This window comes from Bradyrhizobium sp. ORS 285, from assembly GCF_900176205.1.
In the GTDB taxonomy this organism is placed as follows: Bacteria; Pseudomonadota; Alphaproteobacteria; order Rhizobiales; family Xanthobacteraceae; genus Bradyrhizobium.
This window is the reverse complement of sequence record NZ_LT859959.1, coordinates 2598448-2619774: the sequence shown is the minus strand read 5'-3', so window position 1 is coordinate 2619774 and position 21327 is coordinate 2598448. Positions and strand designations below refer to the sequence as shown.

The following is a 21327-nucleotide window of genomic DNA, read 5'->3' as shown; positions in this document are numbered from 1 at the left end:
CGCAAGAGCATCGATCTGATTTGCCCGACGAGGCTGGGCAAGAATCCAAATTAGGAGGCTAGGAGGGCTCGGCGCGGTGCGACTTCGAGCCATAGCCGTATCATCGTCCAGTTTCGTATCAAGGCAAGCGGAATCGCCTCTCGTGCGGCGTTGGCCTCGGCAGAGGCGGCGTGTTGAGCTGCAATAGCCCACGCGGTGATGCGGGCGAGGAAGTCGTTCAGGCCGAGAATGTTGAGGACGCGGCTAAAGTTGTAAGAGAGCGCCATGAGGCTCCATTCCCCGCGAACCTTGTCGAAGCTGCGGACGAGGAAATGCTGATACCCGGCGCGGCACTTGAGTGTGCCGAACGGATGTTCGACGAGGGCTGAGCGGCGACGCATCAGCTGGCCAGCCTGTTCGCTCGCCATTCTCTGGCGGTGACGATCCAGCACCTCCTCGTGCTCCCACCGAGAGACGTTGCGGCTTTTGGCCTTCGCGGAGAGGCAAGACGCCTTGAGGGGGCAGACGCTGCAGGTCGGCACTGAGCCCAGGTAACGGCGTTCCATTCTGCCGCTCGTATTCTTCCAGAGCTTCTTCGTGGGATGCAGCGCCTGGCCTGCGGGACACCGGTAGGTGTCGGTTGCGGAATCGTAGGTGAAGTCAGCTCGCGTGAAGCGCGTGTGCTTCTTGCCATTGCCGTGATGCAGCGGGACATAGGCGGTGATGCCATCATCCTCGCAAGCCTTGATATCCTCGCTGTTGTAGTAGCCGACATCGGCCAATATCTGCAGCGACGAGACCTCCAGGTTCTCCTTGGCCGCTATCGCCATCATATGCAGGTGTCGGACATCGCTGCGATTGACGACCTCGCTGGCGACGATCAGCTTGTTCTTGTCGTCAACGACGCTCTGGACGTTGTAGCCTGCAATCGTCTGATCGCCCTTGCTCAGCAGCCGCGCATCGGGGTCGGTCTTCGACACCTGTCCCTTGTCGTTTTTGTCAAGGTTCTCCAGATCGGACTGAGCGCGCTCACGCCGCGCCATCAGTTCCTTGATCCTGTCCCCGACATCGCCGCCGCCATTGCCATCCTTGCCGTTGTCGGGCCGCTTGGCTTCTGCTGCATCGTTGGTGTCGAGGGACTTGCCGTACGCCTCGATCTCCTCATCGAGCTTGGCGATCTGTTTGGCGAGCTTCCCGCGCGTGAAGATGCTGTCCTTGCTGGCATTGCCGTGGAATAGCGCCCCGTCGACCGCGACCAGGGTCCCGCCGATCAGATCGAGTTCGCGAAGCAGCAGCACGAAACTGCGGTTCGCGGCCTTCAGGGCCGCCCAGTTCTCCTTGCGGAAATTGGCGATCGTCCGGTAGCCGGGCTTGAGAGACTTCAGCAGCCAGATCAGTTCCAGATTGCGGCAGGCTTCACGCTCCAGCCGGCGTGATGACCGGATCTGGTTGATATAGCCATACAGGTACAGCTTCAGCAGATCGGACGGGGCGTATGGCGGCTGTCCCGCTCCCGCCGCGCGCCGGTCGGCGTGCCGAAATCCAAGCTTGGCAAGGTCGAGCGCATCGACATAGCCATCGATCGCACGAACCGGATTGTCCGCAGATACGTAATCCTCGATCCGCGGTGGAAACAGGCTGGCTTGCTCGCGGCTCTCACCGCTCTTGAACGGGCGATTCGTCATAAGCCGAATCGTACATCCCGCCACGCAAAACGCCCGAGATTCTTGCCCAGCCTCGTCGAGGCAAGCACTAATAAGTGCGACAAAGTAACCCGACGGGCAGATGCTGACGTTTGCGGGATTGGAGTTGCGGCGAACTTCACGCGAGATGCGACGTCATCCAACGTGACGCAACACTGACGGCTCAAGCTAAGATCCTGTCTTCCGACTGTGCCGGGTTCGGATGCTGCAATTCAACTTCTGAACGCAAAACGAGGCTGTACACGCGCGCGAGCGATGATACAGAGGATCTGGTTCATCGCCACGAGCATCGCGAGCGCGCTAAGGGGAAAGTGATATGAGGAGCAAAATCGTTCTGTTGGCAATTTGCCTCGGTGCAGCCGACGCGCAGGCCGAGGACTATCGCTGGACAGCGGGCTTCGCGCAGGGAACGGTGGAGGCGATCATCAGGAACGCGCGCGGATCGAACCTCAACATCTACTGCCCAAGCGGGCAGGAGGACCACACACCAGGCATGTTCATCACCGCGAGTGGACTTCATCCGGCAGCGGGCGAGCGTGTGGCGGCGCGGATCATCGTTGATGGTCACAACTATGCGTTCGACCTCGATGAGCAGCAATTCAAAGCTGAGTCACGTCCCGGCATGCAGGACTTCCAGGCGCTGGTCGCAGCCCTCGCTGCGAGCCGTGCAAAATCGTTCACGGTCGAATTTCCCAAATACGGTCTGGTGGAAACTTTTTCGCTTGCCGGCGCGGCAAAGGCGCTGGGCAAAGGTAAGACGTCGATGTTGTGGGGCTGCGTGCCCTAGATCATGATGCGTTTCGGCGGACGCGCATATTCAACGGGCTGCGGGTGAGACCCCGGATGTCGCGGCGCTCATCCGGGTGACGCGCCTGTTGCTTCGACCGATGCGCTCCGGCTCCGCCCTACACGACTCGTCGCGCGTGCACGACATGCGGTCCTGCTTCTCTTGCGCTGCCGACGGGCGCGCCGAGGTAGCGGCCGATGATGTCGGCGAGACCGATGTCCTCGATCTCATTGAAGCCACAGCCCAGCAGGTCGCGGCGCAGATCCGAAGGATCGAACCGGCTCAGCCAGGGTTCGCCGATCGCGGCGGTGCGCGCGGCGAGCGCGGCGACATTGGCGCGGCGCGCCGGAGCGTAGTTGTCGAGCGGCTCCGTGTAGTCGAACACGACCTCCGCGCCGGGCACGCTCGCCATGAACGTCAGCACCGCCAGGATCGCCTCGCGCCTGAGATAGGGCACGACCCCGAGCCAGGGAAAGAAAGCGGGCTCGCTGGTTCGGAAGCCGGCGTCAGCCAACGCATCGCCGAGATTTTGCCGCTCGAAATCGACCGGTACGAAGACAAGCGAGGCAGGCAAAGTGAGGCCGGCGGCAGCGATGCGCTCCCGCTTCCACGCCTGAGTGGCCGGATGGTCGACCTCAAACACGCGCAGCCCATCGGCTGCGTGCGGATTGCGCAGGCTGAACGTATCGAGGCCGGCGCCAATGACCGCGACCTGACGAACGTCGCGGGACACGGCCATGGCCAGGGCATCCTCGGCGAAACGGCTGCGCGCGGCGATGAACAACCGCAGGCGATGCCTGCTCTCGTCCGCTGAGGCAGCGGCGATGAGCGCGTCGGCCTCGTCGCCGAGAAGCACACGGGCCAGCGGATCGGCAAAGATGCTGGCGCCGTCGACCGTCTGATGTGTGGCGCGGTGAACCGCCGCCCCCAACGCGGTCCGGCTGGGCTGTCCCATCTGCATGACGAATAGTCCCCTTCTGAAACCGAGGCCTCCGGTTGCGCATCCTAGCGAGATAGCGCATAATCCTAACACTGTAAAGATTTGATCGAGGTCCGGATGGCGAGGCCAGCGAGGAAGCCGCGCAAAAGCTATCATCATGGCGACCTGCGCAACGCGCTGCTGACGGCGGCGCGCGAGGTGCTGGAAGAGCGCGGCCCATCATTCCTCGGCCTGCGCGAAATCTCGCGCCGGGTCGGCGTGTCAGCGCCATCCGCCTATCATCATTTCCCGAGCCGCGATGCCATCGCGCTCGGCCTTGCCGAGCAAGGCGCCACGGAGCTTGCCGCATGCCTCGCCGCTGCGCCCCCGAATGCCGGCGGCTCGCTGCTGACCTATGGCGAGGCCTATGTCGCGTTCGTGCGTGCCAATCCGGCGCTCTACCGGCTGATGTTCGGTGAAGGTTTTCCGGAAGTCTCACAGCACAGCACAGCGATCCGCGCGCTGCGGACGCGCAGCTACGAGATCATGAAGGCGAGTCTCGAACCGCGCCTGCCGGCGTCGGAGCTGCCGATTGCCGGATTGTTTCTATGGGCGCTCGTGCACGGCCTGGGGCTGCTGCTCGTCGATCGCCAGATCGTCCGGGACGGCGACCTCGAGGACATCATCCGCCGGGTGTTGACGCTGGCGGGAACGGGACTGCTGCATGGCCGAGGACATGACGACGGAAAATCGGGCCCGCCGTCACCGCGACCGGGAAAGCGCTCAGCTTAAGGCAATCAAGACAGGCTCGTCGCCTGCTCTTGCACGTGGCACCAGCCGCGACGAAGGAAGGCCACTGATAGAACGTTCCTCGATGGATTCCGCGGCATGGGTCCCGGCGTTCGTCGGGACGACTGGTGATCAGACCCCGCCCATGCAGAAACTCCACCATTGTGTCAGTCTTCCTCCAGGCGAATCTCAGCGTCGCTGAGTGCCTGCATGACCCGCTCGATGTCCTCGGGCGCGACGGTGCTGCCCGCACAGATGGCGTTGAGTTCGTCGAACGTGATCCAGCCTTTACGCTCCCCGATTTCGATTGCGCGTCGGATGATTCCGGACACGTGCATGCGCCTCTCCCGATCAGTGGCTCTCATACCTAGGGACGAGTCGATGTCGTAGGGTGGGCAAAGGCGCGGCCCTGCTCTCTCCCCTCGCGTGATCGCAATGGCGCCGTGCCCACCATGGCGCTGATGTGTTTGCTGAGCCATGGTGGGCACGCTGCCGCCGCTTTCGCGGCGGCTGCTTTGCCCACCCTACGGCACCTGCTCAGCGCGCGAGCACCTCGACCTCGCCGTCGACGCCGTTGACGACGTTGAAGGAGCGTTCGAACACCTTGCCTTCGTATTTGGCGATGGCGCGGTAGTCGCCTTCGGACAGCACGACCTTGGGGAAGGCGCCGACCGATTCCTTGATGACGTCGCCGCCGGGGTTGATGACCGACCAGGCGGTGTTAGCGAGCGCCTCGCCGCCCTTGTCGGAGACGAGCTTCAGGGTGATGACCGCGGCGCGATGCGTCACCGTGACGTCGGTGAGCTTGCTGGCCTGGACGCGGATGTCGGAGCGCACCACCGAGTTGGCGTCGCCATAGTTGGAGACGATGTAATAGGTGCCCTCGGGCAGCATCAGCATGTCGCCGGCGGCGACGTTCGGCACCAGCGGCGGGCGCTCGCGGCCGTCGAACTGGCTGCCCTTGTAGATCGCGAACGAGATCTGGTTCTGCGGAATCTTGCTGGAGCCGACCCGGCCCTCGAGCCGCAGGCCACCGGCCGGCAGCAGGAAGGATTCGCGATCGGTGTCGGTCTTCAGGCTCACCGTCCGGACGGCGCTGACGAGGCCGAGCGCGACGTGGACGACGTAGTTGCCAGGCGGCAGCACGATGTTCGGCGTGGCGCCGCGATCTTCGCGCAGCATCTTGAAGGCGCCGGTCTCGTCGGGCCGGTCGGCGAACACGCGCCAGACGAGCCCGCCATTGATGTTCGGCAGGTCCTTGCCGTAGCGCGCCGACAGCGACAGCACGCCCTGGTTCGGTGCCGCGGGGGGAGCAGCGACCGGCGGAATGGCGGCGGGTGCGCCCGGCGGGATCGCGGCCACCGGCGGGCCCGGGATGGCCTGCGGCGCAGGCGGCGGCGGAACCGCGGGCCCCGCTCCGGGCCCGGAGGGCGGCGCGAGGCTGACGGCCGCGCCGGGATCCGGCACTGAGGCTGGCGGAATCGGCGGCGGTCGGTCGCTGAACAGCTGCGCCTGCGCGGCCGAGACGCCGGAGACGGCAACCAGACACGACAGCACGAGCGCCGGCCATTGCCGCACGCCATGCCGGACTCCGAAGAAACCGCGACCTCTCGTCATCACGCTGGTTTTGACCGAAAACGGGGCAAATTCAAGCCTGTACTGAACCGATCCGGGAATGGTGGGGCGTGGCGCGCGGCCTGGCCGCAGCCGTTATGCCGCAGCATGATCGTCGTGGACGTCGCGCAAACATCACATCGGCGGCATCTCATGGAGCCGTCAACCGGCATGAAGGATGCTTCTGCTAGGTTGATGTCCGGAATCGCGACGACGGAACACGGTGGAGCCGCTTCGTCGCCGAATGGCGTATGCGTGGAGATGATGGTGCTGGACATGTTGATGGGACGCCGTCAGGGCGGAACAGACGGCACGAATGTCGGGCTCGGGACGATCCGCAAGCCGGTGATCGGGTTGGCGCTGGGCGGCGGCGCGGCGCGCGGCTTTGCCCATATCGGTGTGATCCGCACCCTGATGGCGCATGGCATCGTGCCCGACGTGGTCGTCGGAACCTCGATCGGCGCGGTCGTCGGTGGCGCCTATGCGGCCGGCCAGCTCGACACTTTGGAGGAATGGGCGCGCAGCCTGCAGATGCGCAACGTGCTCGGCTATCTCGACATCCGGCTCAACGGTTCCGGCCTGATCGGCGGCGAGAAACTGGCCGCGCAACTGGAAGCTTCGCTCGGCCGCGTCACGATCGAGGAGCTGCCGATGAAGGTCGCGACCGTGGCGACCGAGATCCGCACCGGGCACGAGATCTGGCTGACGCATGGCAGCCTGGTGGATGCGATGCGCGCCTCCTACGCCCTGCCCGGCATTTTCGCGCCGGTCCTGATCGGCGACCGCTGGCTGGTTGACGGCGCGATGGTCAATCCCGTGCCGGTGTCGGCAGCGCGCGCGCTCGGCGCCGAGATCGTGATTGCCGCGAATCTGTCGAGCGACGTGTTCACGCATTCGACGACGATCTATTCGCATGGCCAGCCGGTCGAGGTGCCGGAGACGGTGATGGAAAGCGCGCCGCAGAAGCGGCGCTTCCGCCGGCTGTTCTCGCCGGAGCGCGCGGTGAAGCGGCAATTCTTCGGCGAAGGCGGCCGGCCGGGGATCTCCTCGGTCATGGTCGATGCCTTCAACATCATGCAGGACCGCATCACGCGCGCGCGGCTCGCCGGCGATCCGCCGGACCTCTTGATCTCGCCGCGCGTCGGCCAGATCGGCTGGTTCGATTTTCACCGCGCGGCCGATCTCATCGCGTTCGGCACCAAGGCGGCCGAACGCGCGCTGGATTCGATCCATGAGGCGATCGGCGCAACGGCGCCGGCCGCCGGCGGAGCGCCTACGCCGTCTTGATGTATTGGCGCAGCGCTTCCTGCTCGGTCTCGTATTCCTGGACGCGCCACTTCACGACGTCGCCGATCGAGATCAGGCCGACCACGAGGCCGCCTTCGATCACCGGCAGATGGCGGAACTTGCCGTTGGTCATCGTCTCCATGAGCGAGGCGACCGTGTCAGCCGGCTTGCAGCTGACGACCCGGCGCGTCATCACATCCGAGACCGGCTCGGTGAGGACAGAAGCGCCGCGCTCGCCCAGCGCGCGCACGATGTCGCGCTCGGAGAGGATGCCCTCCATCCGCGTGCCCGACATCACCAGCACCGCGCCGATCTTGCGGTCGGCGAGCAGCCTGGCGGCGTCGGCGAGTGAGGTCTGGGGGTCGACGCTCTCGACCTGATGGCCCTTGATGTCGAGGATCGCACGTACTGTCATTGCTCGTCTCCTTGAGAGGCCGATGCGCCTTCTTGAGCGAGGCGTCGTTGCGGCCGATGCCTGCAGAAGTCTTCAGTTCAAGCGAGTTCGATAGTCACGAGTGCCAATCAACAGGTGGCAATGCACCAGTCGCGTTCTGGTTGCAGTGCGCTCGGCAGGCCGGCGGACGGCCACGAAAAACAGCCTGCCTTATTTGCCCGGAATCGTGTTCCGGTTGCATGGGATGTAAATGATGAATGAAATCACCCGCGCCCGCAAGCGCAGTTGAGCGGCAACTAACTGTCGACCGGCTCCGACGGCAACGCAGGTGCAGCATCTTCACGCACATGCGGGATCGGATCGAACAGCGCAAACAGCACCAGCCCGGCGACGAAGCCGCCGATATGCGCCTGCCAGGCGACATCGGCCCCCTCGGCGCCGGGCGTGAGGCCGAAGGCGCCGAACAGGATGTTGACGCCGAACCACACGCCGAGAAAACCGAGCACCCGCGGATTGCGCAGCGCACGCGACAGCGACAGGGCCGGCACCTTGGCGGCCGCATCGGCATCGCCGCGGCCGAACGACAGGAAGCCGCCTTTCACGAAGGCGAAGCGCATCGCCGCCGCCATCGCCCCGGACACCGAGGCCGAGGCGCCGATCATCGGCGCCAGTGCATGCTCATGGGTGACGAGATGGGCGAGCGCGCCCGCCGCCGCCGTTACCGCCATGAACAGATAGAACCTCAAGGCACCGAAGCGCCGCGCCAGCGCGCTGCCGAACGGCAGCAGCCACAGCACGTTGAAGCCGATATGCGTCAGATTGGCATGCAGCAGCGAGTAGCTGACGAAGGTCCAGATCTTGGCCGGCGTGCCGCCGGGGAAGGCGCCATCGAGCAGCGTCTGGTCGTATCGTTTCGGGACAAAGGCGAACAGGTCCAGGATCCAGCCGTCCCATTCCTCAGGCAGCAGCACGCGCAGATGGATCAGGGCGATCAGGGCGATATAGGCCGTCAGCGCGCCCGGCAGGTTGAGGACCGGCTCGCGCGCGGCCTGCAGCGGCGGATCTTGGGTGACGTCTGACGAGGAATCCAACGGGCCGCACGCCTTCGACGAGAGGAACAGGCCTGTCAGATAGGCGGCTTTGGCGGATCTGTGCAAGCGCACACATGCAGAGTTGATGTGCGGCTTGATGGCCCGAAAACGACGGCGATCCAGAAAAGAAAAGAGGGAGAGCCCTGAGAAAGCTCTCCCTCATGAGATCCGCCGGTTTGTTTGCGCGTCCGGAGAGCCCAGGGTTATGTTCCCCACCCCTCCCCGTCGCGACGACCGGACTTGTTTGACGCCGCCTTCGTGTACCTCGCCGGATCGCGGCGGATCTCGTCCGGCCGCTATGGCATGAACGCTTTCTTAACGATCCCGTGGCCGCCGCCAAGTACATCGTTAATTTAACCTTAACGCGCGGAAGGTCGGGGTAAAGCCGGCACGATCGCACCATCGGCATGGACGCTGCACAGCCCCTCCTGCACAAACAACCAGGGAGGCGCCTGGACGAAAGCGGGACAGCGATGTCCTGACAACGTCGAGGGCGCGAGGGATCTATCCGATGAAACATCCGTCCAATCGCGAGCTCTTCGCCTATTGGAACGACAGACGCGGCCATGCGAAGGCGCCGGAGCGCGGCGACTTCGAGCCACAGGCCGTGCGCGAGCTGCTCGGCGACATCTTCGTGCTGTCCTGCGATCCCGACAGCGGCTTTCCGTTCCGGATGGCCGGCACGCGGCTGTGCGCCCTGCTCGGCGGCGATGTGAAGGACAAGAGCTTCGCCGCACAGTTCTCGTCGGCCAGCCGCCACGAGATCGAAGAGATCGCGTCCGTGGTCTGCGAGGAGACGCTTCCGGCCATCGCCGGCGTGACGGCTGTGGCGCCCGATCGCACCACGGCGCATTTCGAGCTGTTGCTGCTGCCGTTCGCCATGCGCGCGCATGAGCCGATCAGCCTGACCGGCCTGCTCGCCCCGTTCGAGACGCCGCAGGGCGCGCTCGGGCCGCTGGAGATGGTGTCGTGGCGCTACATCCATCCGCCCGTCCAGCCGATCGTGCCGCGCGCGCTGCGCAAGCTGGCGCTGGCGCGTGGGCTGATGGTGTATGAGGGCCTGCGCTGATCTGTCGTCGCAGCTTGCAGACGAGCTGCGACATGCGGCGTGCGCCTCCCGCAAAGCGCGAACAACATGAACGCCCGCGGCGCTGCGATAACGCTGAATTAACCGTGCAGCATTTAGTTTCGTTGCTGGATCGTCCGGTCCTGTAAAGAGCCGGCTTTGAGTGGCGAAACATGGCGTTGCCGAACATCAAACAATCTCTTCCGGCCGCCGAGGAGCGCCGCCGTTTCCAGCGGGTCAAGGTCCACCTGCTCGGCCGCTACATGCTGCCGGATCGCCGTGAGTTTCCCTGCCAAGTGATCAACATGTCGCCAGGCGGCCTGGCGCTGCTCGCGCCCGGCATCGGCAATGTCGGCGACCGCGTGATCGCCTATCTCGACCATATTGGCCGCGTCGAGGGCAAGATCACCCGCATCATCGACAACGGCTTCGCGATGACGATCGGGGCCACCGCCCGCAAGCGCGACAAGCTCGCCGCGCAGCTGACCTGGCTCGCCAACCGCGACATCCTCAACCTGCCGGAGGATCGCCGCCACGACCGTATCATCCCGCGCAACCCGATCGCGGTGCTGACGCTCGAGGACGGCACCAAGATGACCTGCCGCATCATCGACATGTCGCTGTCGGGCGCGGCCATCGCGGCAGAGACCAAGCCGCCGATGAAATCGCAGGTCATGCTCGGCCGCGTGCAGGCGCGGGTGGTGCGAAATCTCGAAGGCGGCTTCGCCATCGAGTTCATCCACGCGCAGCTCGCCGAAACGCTCGAAGAGAGCGTTACCGCGCGGTAAAGCCGCAACTCGCGCAAATCCCGCAACTCCACGGAGCACACGGCGCCCGCCACCACGGGCGCCGTGTGCCGTTCGGCGACCGCACGCAGCGTCCGGCGCAGTTAATGTGCCGCCTGAAAAGCGCCGCCGAGCCTGCAACGGCAGCGGTTCCCGACTTAATGCGCAGCATTTGAATCAACTCCGATCGATTCAAATTTTAAGCGAATTCGATTCAACAAGGATTCGAATTAGCGCCTTGTTTGAATTGGGTTTTCGTCAAATCCATCGTGGCGATTTAGCGGCAGCGAAAAATCTTTGTGAGACACATGGTCCCAACGAAAACGGGGGCCAAAATGGTCAAGCGGACGGGACAGGCAAAGGGATGGGCGGTCGCAGCCTTCCTGATGGCGATGGGGACGATGGCGCATGCCGGTGATGACCGGGTGCTCTATGCGAGCCTTGGCGACACGACGCGAGCGCCGATCGGTTGGATCGAGTTCTGCACCGAGACTCCCGAGGAATGCCGCGGCGGCGCGTCGCAGCCCCGCGACATCGTGCTGTCCCAGACGGCCTGGCGCGATCTGCTAAAGGTCAATCGCTGGGTCAACGAGAACGTCAAGCCCATCACCGACATGGACCATTGGGGCGTGGTCGAGAAATGGTCGCTGCCGACCGATGGTTACGGCGACTGCGAGGATTATGTGCTGCTGAAGCGCAAGCTGCTGATCGATGCCGGCTGGCCCCGCGAGGCGCTGCTGATCACGGTGGTGCGCGACAAGAAGGGTGAGGGACATGCCGTCCTCACCGTGAAGACCGACAAGGGCGAATACGTGCTCGATAATCAGAACGAGAACGTCGTCGCCTGGACCGAGACCGGCTACCGCTTCGTCAAGCGGCAGTCGCAGAGCGACCCGAACGTCTGGGTCTCGCTCGGCGACGGTCGCCCGGCAGTGGCCACCGCCAGCGCCAGAGAACGCTGAGAGAGAGGCGAGACACGAATTCGAGTTACGCGACCCGGTCACATCCCCACCCCTCCCCGTCCCAGACCGGTTCGCGCGCGGCCAGCTCTCCCCCAAGAGCTGGCCGCACCTTTTTCGAGACGGCCCGAAAAAAGGCGCGATTCCAACGGGCTCCAGCGACAACCGGAAACCACCCCGCTGCTCGCGATGTTTGCGCATCCCGCATGGCCCGGCCAACTCGGCTGCCCGCCCGGTGAAACCACGAAACTATGCGGCAGGCGATCGTTTTGCTCGCATGCGCCCGCAACGTCCCGCTGTTTGGGTTGCCCCCTCCGCAGAGCGCCGTAAGGCTCTGGCTTGCGCGGTCCAAAATTCTTCCTGACCTGGCCCAAGGATTCCGCTGTTCCGTTCGTCTCAAGGGGTGAATACCGGGAAAATCTCTTTCCCAGTGTCCGGTGTATGGGTGGAACGACGATGGTAGCGATAGGGCACATGCGATCGCCGTCCTGGACGGGACTGGACGAGGGGCCGGGTGACCGTCCCGGTTGTCTTGCTCAATCTCGTCGGCCCTGAGGAAAGGACATGGGGGGCGTCATTCAGCGCGTGACAGCAGAGGTGACTGAGCCGTCGGGCAGCGACGCCACGGATGACGACCTCGTCTGGCTGGCCACACAGGGCAACCGGGCCGCGTTCGAAGCCTTGTTACGGCGTCACTACGACCTCATGCACCGCGTTGCCTGGCGCATGACCGGCTCCCGGACGGACGCGCAGGACATCTGCCAGGATGTCTGCTGCGCGCTCGTGGAGCGGATCGCTTCCTTCAGGGGGGACGCCAAGTTCACGACCTGGCTGATCGGAATCGTCCGCAACGCCTGTCATGATCACCATCGGCGCCATTCGACGTTGGCGCGTCTGAAAGGCCACCTCGCCGTGCTTGCGCGAATGGCGGCGCTGCCCGATGGCAGGGATCTCTTTCGTCGCAGTTGGCTCGCGAGCGAGCTGGCGCAGCTTTCGCCGCTGCTGCGCGAGACGGTCGTGCTTGTGGTCGGCGAAGGCATGACCCACGCGGAGGCGGCGACGGCCCTCGGTGTCTCCGAGTCGACGATCTCCGGCCGCATGCACGAGGTGAGGCGACGAGCGAGTCTCGCGAAGGACATCAGCGATGAGTTCTGATCCCGACATCACGCGTTTGCCCGCCTCCCCGCCGCCCCCGCCGGACGCGCGTGACGCGGCCGTGCAACAGGCGCTGCTGCGCTTCGATCGAAAAAGCGCAGCAACCGCCCAAGGAATCTCGACCGACATCCGTCTCATCGAGCGAACTGCCGCGTCCCTGCGGCCGTCACGCGAGAGGCCTGTCATGAAGCGAACGCGATATCTCCTGGCTGCCAGCCTGGCCTGCCTTGTTGCCGGATCAGGCGCCTATCTCCATCTCATGCGGTCACCGCAGGTGGCGCAGTTCGCTCCGCCCGTGGAACAGAAGCTGGCGAGCAACGAGGCCGCTCGGGTTGAGCCGACAGTGCAAGCAAAGAAGGAAAGCGAAAGCCAGGCCCAGCCGCAAACACAAATCCCAACCGCCACTCCGGCCGCAAAGCCCAACCCGGAAGCCGCCGCGCGCTCGGCAGCCGCGGCGCCGCCTCCCGCCACGCCGCATGTGGAAGATCGGATCCTCAGCCGGGTGGCTCCGCAGGCGCCTGCCGCGACCGACCGGGTGCAGGGCTTCATGCCGGGGACGTCGTCGCCTTATTCCGCTCGGAGCCGCGGGGACTACAGGACCGATGACGGATTCAACCGCGCGTCGCCGCCAGCCTTTGCCCAGCAGATGGCGCCGGCCGAAAGCCTGCCCGACCACACACAGCGCGAGCGCGTTCCTGGTCTCGCCGAGCCTGCCGGCCGCGACAAGTTCGCGAATGCGCCCGAAAACGCCTTCCAGATCGCGCGCGATGCACCGGTCTCGACATTCTCCATCGATGTCGATACGGCGTCGTACGCATTTGTCCGCGCCCAGCTCAACCGCAATGTCCTGCCGCCGGCAGCGTCCGTGCGGACCGAGGAGCTGATCAATTACTTTCCCTATGACTATGAAGCGCCGGCATCGCCGGACGAGCCGTTCCGGGCCAATGTTGCCGTGTTTCCGAACCCTTGGGCGGAAGGCCGCAAGCTCATTCGCATTGGCATCAAGGGCTATGCGCTGCAACAGACAAACCGGCCGCGCGCGAATCTGGTTTTCCTGATCGATACATCGGGATCGATGCAGCCGCTGAACCGGTTGCCGCTGGTGAAGCAGTCGCTCGCGATGCTCGTGACCCAGTTGCAACCCGAGGACCGCATCGCAATCGTCACCTATGCAGGGAATGCCGGCACGGCGCTTGAACCGACGTCCGTGTCCGAGAAGGCGAAAATCCTGGCGACGATCGACCGGCTTGAGGCGGGCGGCAGCACGGCGGGCGCCGAAGGCATCAGGCGCGCCTATGCGCTTGCCGAGCAGAACTTTGACGCCAACGGCGTCAACCGCGTCATCCTCGCGACTGACGGCGATTTCAATGTCGGGATCACCAACAAGGATGAACTGAAAGGCTTTGTCGAGCGTCAGCGCGAAAAGGGCATTTTCCTGTCCGTGCTTGGCGTCGGCGCCGGCAATTATAATGACGCGTTGGCGCAGGCGCTGGCGCAGAACGGCAACGGCGTCGCCGCCTACATCGATACGATCAACGAGGCGCGCAAGGTGCTGGTCGAAGAGGCGAGTTCGACGCTGTTTCCGATCGGCAAGGATGTGAAGATTCAGGTCGAGTTCAATCCCGCAGCCGTCGCCGAATATCGGCTCATCGGCTACGAGACGCGACGTCTCAATCGTGACGATTTCACAAACGACAAGGTCGACGCTGGCGACGTCGGCTCGGGGCAAACCGTCACGGCGCTCTACGACATCGTGCCTGTCGGCGGCCCTCGAACGGTCGACGATCTCAGATACGGGGCGCGGGCCGCGGCGAGCGGCGCTCCGTCGCCGGCCGAATATGCCTTTGTCAAGATCCGTTACAAGCTGCCGCGATCCGATCGAAGCGTGGTGATCAGCACACCCGTCGATCGCGGGTCCGAAAGCGCTCGCTTCGAGGAGGCGCCACTCGATGCCCGCTTTGCAACCGGTGTCGCCGCGTTCGGAGAGATTCTGCGTGGTGGAAAGCATACCGGCCAGTTCGGCTACGACGACGTGCTGCGTATCGCCTCCGCAGCACGCGGAGACGATCCTTACGCCTATCGCGCCGAGTTCCTTCAGTTGGTGCGCGCGGCCAAAACCGCGAGTGCAATGCAGCCACTGCGACCTTGATGATCTGCGATTCTCGACCACGGCATCGGTGCGCAACTTGCGACCCGCGCAGGCGAAAAGCGTCAGGCGAATGAAACTCGCCAGCGCCGTCGAGCGCGGCCAGGCCTTCCCCAAGGTCTGGCCGCAACTTTTTTTGGCCTTGCTTTGACGATATCTCGCAGGCGGGGCGCGGCGCGGGCCGGCCAACCTTGTTTTCCCTCGACCGTCGGGTTTAGGTTGTCGGCATGATGATGATCCTGCGAAGCGCGGCGCTCGTGGCCGCGGCCCTGACCCTTTCGAACTGCTGCATGTCCGGCACCGGCTGCTCGGGCCCGCTGGCCTCGGCCAACACGCCGGCGATGGCCGCCGCAACGCCCGTGGCCACACCCGCCGCAATGGCTGCATCGCAGTCGACGGCGGACTGGGACGGCCGGGTCGCCTCCTCCGAAGTCGATACCGACATGGTGATGGAGCCCGACATCGGCGCCGCCCCACGCAAGACCGGCAAGCGGCGTGGCGACTCGCGCGTCGACGCGATGTCCTCGCAGTCGAGCGCGGGCTCTCGCGGCCGGATGAGCTGGGAAGAGGAACAGGCGGCGGACCTCGCCGACGAGGCCCGCCTCAAGCAGAAGCTCAATATCTGCCGGAACTGCAACACGGGCCAGTAACCCTCTGACCCGTCTAGGGTTCAGCACATCGTCCGGGACCGGCCGACGGCTGGCCGACGCGACCGGCCGGGATCTTGCCGGCGGCGTTTTTGCGGCTGGCCGGCCTCGCTTTCGTCAGATTTGCTAATAAAGTCCGGTGGTCGGGATCGGCCTCCCACGGCATGCGTTTTGCTGCTCATGGGCTGCTCCTGCCGAGCAGGCCTTTTCCGCCGCTCCAATTTTCGGAGCGGCCTTTCGAAGCTTTTTGGTTAGGGTGGTTTCGTGATGGACCCGGTGACGCGCGACACCAGACGTTATCTCGAGAAGTCCGGCGCCAGCGCCGTCAAGAGCGCGCAGCCGATTGCGCTCGCCGCAGCCACCCTGCTCGTGCTGGTCGCCGGCATCGGCGGCATCCTGCTGTGGCGCGCCTATGGCGGTTCACCGGTCGAGCCAGAACGCGGCGCGGTGACGCGGCAGCTGCAGGCGCGGACGGTGCAGGCCTCCGAGCAATTGGTGGAGAAGACCAAGGGGCTGGAGGCCACCCAGCAGGAATCGATCGACCAGCTGCAGATGATGCAGGAGCAACTGCAGGGCATGCGCCAGCTGCTCGCTGTCCAGCAGGCCGACAACAAGCGTCTGTCCGACCAGGTCTCGACGCTGAAGGAGTCGATCGAGGGACTGCGCCAATCCTTTGCCAGCACGCAATCCTCCGAGCAGGCCTCACCGTCCCCGCGCAATCGCAGCATTCGCGCGCGCGCCCATGCGAACCGCAGCGGACACCGGCATCGCCGCAGCCGCGGCTAAAGCATGATCCGGAAAAGTGCGCAGCGGTTTTCCGAAAAGATCATGCGCAAACATAACCTAAAGCGCGATGACGATGCATCCTGATCTCATCGCGCTTTAGTCGTTCGTCGTAGAGCCTGTACAATCCCTGCCGAAAATTCCCGGTGGCTTGTGAAGTGCTTCACACAGCGCGCCGCAGATTCGGGCCATCTTGTGATCACCGGATGGCGAGCCAATTTCAGGATGGCGCAGGGCCAATTTCGATCCGGGGCTGGCAAGGTCGTTGGCGCCATACTGCGCCGACGACCTTGTTCTTTGTAGTGTACGCTTGAGGTAGTGTACGCGTGAGGTCGTGTACCCTCGAGCGCAGGATGACTTCGGAACTGCGCCGCGCGCACAGCGCCCTCTCCTGCTGGTGACTTGCTTTTCACCGCCGCTTCTCCGCTCAATGCACGCCTCACCTGTGGAGAGAAGCCACCATGTCCGATGCCCCCATACTGACGTCCGACGTGATCGGACTGACCAAAGTCGCCCCGTTCTCCCGCCGCGGCTTCATGACCGCGTCCGCAGCCGTCACGGCCGGCTACACGCTCGCTGCAGGCCCCGTCCGGGCCGAGGCCATCACCACCGACAGCAGCGGCCTCAATGCCGGCGATGCCAAGGTGAAGGTCGCCGACGGCGAGATGCCGGTGTATTTCGCCAGGCCCGCCAGCGCCAGCAATCCGCCCGTGATCCTGGTCGCGATGGAGATCTTCGGCCTGCACCAATACATCAAGGATGTAACGCGCCGCCTCGCCAAGCTCGGCGCGCTCGCGGTGGCGCCCGACTACTACTTCCGCAGCGGCACCGACCTCACCAAGATCAGCGACATCAAGGACCTGCTGCCGATCGTGAATGCAAAGCCTGATGCCGAGCTGCTGTCGGATCTCGACGCCACGGTGGCCTGGGCCAAGTCACAGGGCGGCGACACCTCGCGGCTCGGCATCGTCGGCTTCTGCCGCGGCGGCCGCAATGTGTGGGAATACGCCGCCCACAATGCCGGCCTGAAGGCCGCAGTGGCGTTCTACGGCCCCCTCACCGATGCGCCGAACCCGCTCTGGCCGAAGAGCCCGACACAGCTCGCGCCCGAGATCAAAGCGCCCGTGCTCGGTCTCTACGGCGAGGCCGACACCGGCATTCCGGTCGCCAGCGTCGAGGCGATGAAGGCTGCGCTCGCGGAGAACAAGAAGACCGCCGAGTTCAAGCTCTATCCCGGCGCTCCGCACGGCTTCCACGCCGACTATCGCCCGAGCTACCGCAAGGAGGCTGCGGAGGATGCGTGGTCGCAGATGCAGACGTGGTTCAAGACGTATGGCGTGCTGAGCTGACACGAAAGTATGGTGGGCAAAGCAGCCGCCGTGAGGCGGCAGCGTGCCCACCGTAGGTTCGCGAACTCGTCAGCAGAATGGTTGGCACGGCGCCGCGTGCCGAGACGGCACAGGCGTGCCTTCCCACCCGACGCTTGAGCGTCAGGCCTAGCGCCGCCGGCGCACCCTCGCCGGCTGCCGGGCGCCCTGTTCGAGCTCCCAGGCCATCCAGACCAAAGCGGCGCCGAGACTGACGACGACGCCCATGAAGACGAAGGTGAGTTCAGGGGATGTGAGTGAGTTCATCATGCCTGGAATCCATGCAAGCGTTGCGCCAGCTCTTGCTCCATGGCCGCCTCGTGCACCGCAGCGGCAGGAAATGGTGACCGGGATATCGTTAAGGCGAAGTGACTGGCCAACGCGTCACCCCGCCAGCAGGTTCACCGCTCACTCACAGACTTCCACGGGACGAAGGCGCCAGCCGTGCGCTGTCCGCACGCGCTTCTTGATTACGTAGCAGCCGCCGAGGTCTTCATAGGTGTAGGGGTAGTAGTCGTAGGGATAGCCGCCGTAATAATAGGGATAGCCGAAGCCAAAGCCGATTCCGAAGCCCGGGCCAAAGCCGTGGTGATAGAAGCCGTGATGGAAGCCACCGTAATGGAAGCCGCCGCGGGCCGACGCCGTGCCAGGCGCCACGATCAACGCAATCGCGGCGGCCGCCAGCAATCCTATCCAAGTCTTACGCATCGATCCGTCTCCAAATTCAGCCCGCTTAAGCGGCAATGATCGCGGTCATTGCAACGCAGATGTCTTAAGGCCTGATTTGGAACAGCTCGCGGGCAGAAGCGCTCACATCTGCGCGATCTGATGTCTGAACGTCACATCGACCAGCCGCGGCAATACTCAGCAACCGCGGCAGATGCTCTTCACTTTCTGATCGACCTTCTGGTTCTCCCGCTGGATCTCGGCATCGTCAGTGGCATCGCCCGGCCGGTTAGGTCCCGTCGCCCCGGTGCCGCCGGCGGCCCCGCGGCCTGCGCCGGTCGTCACGCCGGAATTGCCCGAGGCGGAGCCGGATCCGCTGGCGCCCGAGCCGGTCGACTGCGCGGTGCCGAGGCTGTTGGTGCCGTTGGCGCCGGCCGCCCCGGGTTGCGACAGCTGCGTGCCATTGTTGCTGCCGTTGGGGTTGTTTGCCGTGTTGCCGAGGCCGGCGGCATTTCCGGAGGCAGCGCCGCCGATGCCGTTCGTCCCGGTACCTGAGGTGCCGGTGCCGGCATGGGGCGCGCCGACCGAGCTGGAGCTGGTGCCGCCTGCCCCGCTGCTCGCAGCGCCGCCGCCTGCTGCGCCACCGCTGGCCGCACCGCCAGCGCTCGCTCCGCCGCCTGCGCCGCCTGCGCCGCCACCACCACCACCGCCGCTCTGGGCGAAGACGGCCGTCGCCGTCGTGAGACCTGCAATCACAATCAAGGCGCGCAAGGAATGTCTGGTCATCGGAGGCTCTCCCTTTACGCTTCAACCCGACCGGGCAGACCGCGTTCCGGAACCAACGCTGACGGGAGCGGATTGATGGCGCGAGGAGAGCAAGGACAGGTGCGCAAGCTGATCGCCTTCGACGAGGACACGTTCGACAAGCTCAAGCAATTGGGCCGCGATCAGATGCTCAGCCTGCAGGATCTCGCAGATGAAGCGTTCATGGACCTGCTCGAGAAGCACGGCGTGCCGGCCGACCTGAAGGACGCGCTGCGCCGAAGCGCGGCAGAGGACGCGACCGACGACGACACCCCGCCTGCGCACAAGGCCAAACCGAAAACCAGAGCCCACCCCAAACGCAAGCAGAGGAGCAAGATCTCAGCATGAGCACCGACCCCGATCCGTTCGAACAGGGTGAGCGCGCCGCGCGCGAGAATATTCCGGCCGAGGCCAATCCGTATCAGGACGGCAGCGAGCAGCATGCGCTGTGGGCGAGCGGCCATGAGCGGATCGCCAGCGCGCGCGAGGCCAGCGAGTCCGAGGGGACGTGACGAACCCTCCGCGCGCGCCGCGTCGATCAACTCAGCCGATCTTCTTCAGGCCCTTGGTGTAGCGCGGCCCCTTGGCGACATAGGCCTTGGCCGCGATGCCCATGCGCTCGACCTGCGCCGGCTCGAGCGTGCGCACGACGCGGGCTGGCGCGCCGATGATCAGCGAATAGTCCGGAAAGTCCTTGCCCTCAGTGATGATCGCGCCGGCGCCGACCACGCTGCCGCGGCGGATGTGCGCACCGTTCATGATGATGGAGCCCATGCCGATCAGCGCGTCGTCCTCGACCGTGCAGCCGTGCAGGATGACGTTATGGCCCACGGTGACGTTGCGGCCGACGCGCAGCGGAAAGCCGGGATCGACGTGACAGGTGGCATTGTCCTGGATGTTGGAGCTCTCGCCGATCTCGATCACGTCATTGTCGCCGCGGATGACCGCGCCGAACCACACGGTGACCTCGCGGGCCAGCTTCACGCGGCCGATCACGGTGGCATTGTCGGCGATGTAATAGTTGCCGTCCGCCGGCAGCTCGGGCGCCTGCCCGTCAAGTTCGTAGATGGCCATGGAGGTCTCCCGTTCGCGGGCGACCTTGGCACGGCCAGGACAGCGAATTCAAGCAATCGCGGCGCTTGCGCGTTCCGATGAGGAACTCAGGCCAGCACGCCGGCGGCGCGCAGCGTCATCACGATGAAGGTGCCGGACATCATGCTCCAGAAACCGGCGATCACGGTCGCGAGCATCACGAACTCGAAACGGCGGCGCTCGATGCGGGCGCCGCGCAGCGTATTGCGCATGATGATGAAGGGCGCGGCAAAGACCAGGAACGGCACGGCGGCGAAACGGCGTGGCGTCACCCCCTCCTGCAGCAGCTCGAAGCCCGGGGGCCGCTCGGCATAGGCCTGATAGCCGCTGGCCAAGGCACCGGCCAAGGCAAAACCGATCAGGAGCGAGAACAGGGAATTGAACGCCTCTGCCGACATCGTACGCACTCACTCAACTTGCAGAACTGCCCGATGCTGGTTTGGCAAAATCCCGCACCGCCCGCCACATTATCCTTAAGAAAGGGTTAATCCAGCCTGCGGCAAATGTGCGATCCGCGCCGGTAAGATTCTGCAGAAAATCGCATTGCCGTGGCATAGTCCCGCTGATTCGCCGCTGAGATCCCTGCCCGACATGACGATGTTTTCGGTCCGCAGTGCCCGCCCTTCGAACGGACATGGCCACGCCGTGCCGATCCTGATCGGCTGCGTGCTGGCGGCGTCCGCCGTGGCTGTAGTCGCCTATTTACTGTGGCCGACATGGCGGGCCGGCGCCTTCAAGGGGCCCGAACGCCTGCCGGTCAGCATCGGCGGCACCATCTTCAACGTGCCCTCGGCCGCCATCCGGGTGAAGATCCAGCGCCACACCGGCCCGCAGGAGCGGGTCGATCTCGGCTTCGACTACCCCGCGCTCACCCCGCCCGAAGCGCCGCATCACGTCTCTGCCGACCAGGTGGATCAGGCGCCGCATCCGATTGATCGCATCTTCGTGTCGATCGCGGCGCATCACGACGCGCTGTCACCGGAAGCGCGGCTGAAGACGATCTATCCGCGCTATCTGAATCCCGCACCCGTCTCGGTGCAGGATGGCTTGACGATGCGCGGCTTCCGCGCCGGCACGCCTTACGATGTCGAGGACCTGTTCATGGCGGACCAGCCGGCGCTGGTGGCGCGTTGCACCCGCGATGCGGCCACCCCCGGCATGTGCCTGAGCGAGCGCCGCATCGACGGCGCCGACCTCGTGTTTCGCTTCCCGCGCAGCTGGCTGTCGCAATGGCAGGACGTCGCGACCGCGATGGATAGGCTGACCGCGCAGATGCATGCGGTGAAGTAGTTCA

25 protein-coding genes are annotated in these 21327 nt (G+C 64.9%); 14 read left to right on the top strand and 11 right to left on the bottom strand.

What is annotated here, in order from left to right:
* Window positions 1-50: 50 nt before the first annotated feature.
* On the bottom strand, window positions 51-1664 hold the full coding sequence (locus tag BRAD285_RS11875; RefSeq protein WP_087877574.1) for an IS1182 family transposase: 1614 nt from the start codon (window positions 1662-1664) through the stop codon (window positions 51-53).
* A gap of 334 nt (window positions 1665-1998) precedes the next feature.
* Between BRAD285_RS11875 and BRAD285_RS11870 the strand changes: the two genes are divergently transcribed.
* The gene (locus BRAD285_RS11870) at window positions 1999-2469 is read left to right on the top strand and encodes a hypothetical protein (protein WP_006611289.1); all 471 of its coding nucleotides are present in this window, start codon (window positions 1999-2001) and stop codon (window positions 2467-2469) included.
* Between the two features lie 118 nt (window positions 2470-2587).
* Here BRAD285_RS11870 and BRAD285_RS11865 read toward each other — a convergent pair whose 3' ends face one another.
* Window positions 2588-3430, bottom strand: a complete 843-nt coding sequence (locus BRAD285_RS11865) for an SAM-dependent methyltransferase (protein WP_006611288.1) — start codon at window positions 3428-3430, stop codon at window positions 2588-2590.
* Window positions 3431-3526: 96 nt separating this feature from the next.
* Here BRAD285_RS11865 and BRAD285_RS11860 point away from each other — a divergent pair, with 96 nt between their 5' ends.
* Window positions 3527-4180, top strand: coding sequence for a TetR/AcrR family transcriptional regulator (locus BRAD285_RS11860; RefSeq protein WP_006611287.1), 654 nt, complete (start codon window positions 3527-3529; stop codon window positions 4178-4180).
* A gap of 164 nt (window positions 4181-4344) precedes the next feature.
* Here BRAD285_RS11860 and BRAD285_RS11855 read toward each other — a convergent pair whose 3' ends face one another.
* Together BRAD285_RS11855 and BRAD285_RS11850 are read right to left on the bottom strand one after the other, a co-directional pair.
* On the bottom strand, window positions 4345-4515 hold the full coding sequence (locus BRAD285_RS11855) for an RNA polymerase sigma factor region1.1 domain-containing protein (protein ID WP_035645852.1): 171 nt from the start codon (window positions 4513-4515) through the stop codon (window positions 4345-4347).
* 199 nt (window positions 4516-4714) lie between these two features.
* Entirely contained in the window at window positions 4715-5794 is a 1080-nt protein-coding gene (locus BRAD285_RS11850) for a hypothetical protein (RefSeq protein ID WP_087877643.1), read from the bottom strand.
* Between the two features lie 264 nt (window positions 5795-6058).
* Here BRAD285_RS11850 and BRAD285_RS11845 point away from each other — a divergent pair, with 264 nt between their 5' ends.
* Entirely contained in the window at window positions 6059-7078 is a 1020-nt protein-coding gene (locus BRAD285_RS11845; RefSeq protein WP_006611205.1) for a patatin-like phospholipase family protein, read from the top strand.
* Here the strand turns inward: BRAD285_RS11845 and BRAD285_RS11840 are convergent.
* Both BRAD285_RS11840 and BRAD285_RS11835 read right to left on the bottom strand, forming a co-directional pair.
* Window positions 7065-7493: a CBS domain-containing protein gene (locus BRAD285_RS11840; protein WP_006611204.1), complete on the bottom strand. Its 429-nt coding sequence runs from the start codon at window positions 7491-7493 to the stop codon at window positions 7065-7067. The genes BRAD285_RS11845 and BRAD285_RS11840 overlap by 14 nt on opposite strands.
* Before the next feature lie 275 nt (window positions 7494-7768).
* Window positions 7769-8563, bottom strand: coding sequence for a rhomboid family intramembrane serine protease (locus BRAD285_RS11835; protein ID WP_006611203.1), 795 nt, complete (start codon window positions 8561-8563; stop codon window positions 7769-7771).
* 511 nt (window positions 8564-9074) lie between these two features.
* On the opposite strand from BRAD285_RS11835, the gene BRAD285_RS11830 reads away from it, so the two are divergent.
* The 8 genes from BRAD285_RS11830 to BRAD285_RS11795 all read left to right on the top strand — a co-directional run bounded on the left by BRAD285_RS11830 (window position 9075) and on the right by BRAD285_RS11795 (window position 17453).
* Window positions 9075-9632, top strand: a complete 558-nt coding sequence (locus tag BRAD285_RS11830; protein WP_006611202.1) for a PAS domain-containing protein — start codon at window positions 9075-9077, stop codon at window positions 9630-9632.
* Between the two features lie 170 nt (window positions 9633-9802).
* Window positions 9803-10417 carry a PilZ domain-containing protein gene (locus BRAD285_RS11825; RefSeq protein WP_006611201.1) on the top strand — a complete coding sequence of 205 codons (615 nt, stop codon included), beginning with the start codon at window positions 9803-9805 and terminating at the stop codon, window positions 10415-10417.
* Between the two features lie 332 nt (window positions 10418-10749).
* Window positions 10750-11376 carry a transglutaminase-like cysteine peptidase gene (locus BRAD285_RS11820; RefSeq protein WP_006611200.1) on the top strand — a complete coding sequence of 209 codons (627 nt, stop codon included), beginning with the start codon at window positions 10750-10752 and terminating at the stop codon, window positions 11374-11376.
* Between the two features lie 561 nt (window positions 11377-11937).
* Window positions 11938-12528: an RNA polymerase sigma factor gene (locus BRAD285_RS11815; RefSeq protein ID WP_006611199.1), complete on the top strand. Its 591-nt coding sequence runs from the start codon at window positions 11938-11940 to the stop codon at window positions 12526-12528.
* Window positions 12518-14677 carry a VWA domain-containing protein gene (locus tag BRAD285_RS11810; RefSeq protein WP_006611198.1) on the top strand — a complete coding sequence of 720 codons (2160 nt, stop codon included), beginning with the start codon at window positions 12518-12520 and terminating at the stop codon, window positions 14675-14677. Before BRAD285_RS11815 ends, BRAD285_RS11810 begins: the two co-directional genes overlap by 11 nt.
* Window positions 14678-14901: 224 nt before the next feature.
* Entirely contained in the window at window positions 14902-15324 is a 423-nt protein-coding gene (locus tag BRAD285_RS36280) for a hypothetical protein (protein ID WP_006611197.1), read from the top strand.
* A 264-nt stretch (window positions 15325-15588) separates the two neighbouring features.
* Window positions 15589-16107, top strand: coding sequence for a hypothetical protein (locus BRAD285_RS11800; protein ID WP_006611196.1), 519 nt, complete (start codon window positions 15589-15591; stop codon window positions 16105-16107).
* A 533-nt stretch (window positions 16108-16640) separates the two neighbouring features.
* On the top strand, window positions 16641-17453 hold the full coding sequence (locus tag BRAD285_RS11795) for a dienelactone hydrolase family protein (protein ID WP_006611195.1): 813 nt from the start codon (window positions 16641-16643) through the stop codon (window positions 17451-17453).
* A gap of 147 nt (window positions 17454-17600) precedes the next feature.
* On the opposite strand, the gene BRAD285_RS35365 is transcribed toward BRAD285_RS11795, so the two are convergent.
* The 3 genes from BRAD285_RS35365 to BRAD285_RS11785 form a co-directional block, all read right to left on the bottom strand.
* Window positions 17601-17741: a hypothetical protein gene (locus tag BRAD285_RS35365; protein ID WP_006611194.1), complete on the bottom strand. Its 141-nt coding sequence runs from the start codon at window positions 17739-17741 to the stop codon at window positions 17601-17603.
* 138 nt (window positions 17742-17879) lie between these two features.
* A complete protein-coding gene (locus tag BRAD285_RS11790; RefSeq protein ID WP_006611193.1) occupies window positions 17880-18179 on the bottom strand; it encodes a hypothetical protein in 300 nt (99 codons plus the stop codon).
* Between the two features lie 156 nt (window positions 18180-18335).
* The gene (locus BRAD285_RS11785) at window positions 18336-18923 is read right to left on the bottom strand and encodes a hypothetical protein (RefSeq protein WP_006611192.1); all 588 of its coding nucleotides are present in this window, start codon (window positions 18921-18923) and stop codon (window positions 18336-18338) included.
* Between the two features lie 75 nt (window positions 18924-18998).
* Here BRAD285_RS11785 and BRAD285_RS11780 point away from each other — a divergent pair, with 75 nt between their 5' ends.
* Window positions 18999-19289 carry a hypothetical protein gene (locus tag BRAD285_RS11780; protein ID WP_006611191.1) on the top strand — a complete coding sequence of 97 codons (291 nt, stop codon included), beginning with the start codon at window positions 18999-19001 and terminating at the stop codon, window positions 19287-19289.
* Entirely contained in the window at window positions 19286-19453 is a 168-nt protein-coding gene (locus BRAD285_RS35745; RefSeq protein ID WP_006611190.1) for a hypothetical protein, read from the top strand. The genes BRAD285_RS11780 and BRAD285_RS35745 overlap by 4 nt, the downstream gene beginning before the upstream one ends.
* Window positions 19454-19484: 31 nt before the next feature.
* On the opposite strand, the gene BRAD285_RS11775 is transcribed toward BRAD285_RS35745, so the two are convergent.
* Window positions 19485-20015: a gamma carbonic anhydrase family protein gene (locus BRAD285_RS11775; protein WP_006611189.1), complete on the bottom strand. Its 531-nt coding sequence runs from the start codon at window positions 20013-20015 to the stop codon at window positions 19485-19487.
* Window positions 20016-20101: 86 nt separating this feature from the next.
* Window positions 20102-20431, bottom strand: coding sequence for a hypothetical protein (locus BRAD285_RS11770; protein WP_006611188.1), 330 nt, complete (start codon window positions 20429-20431; stop codon window positions 20102-20104).
* Between the two features lie 193 nt (window positions 20432-20624).
* Here BRAD285_RS11770 and BRAD285_RS11765 point away from each other — a divergent pair, with 193 nt between their 5' ends.
* Window positions 20625-21323, top strand: a complete 699-nt coding sequence (locus tag BRAD285_RS11765) for a hypothetical protein (protein ID WP_006611187.1) — start codon at window positions 20625-20627, stop codon at window positions 21321-21323.
* Window positions 21324-21327 lie beyond the last annotated feature (4 nt).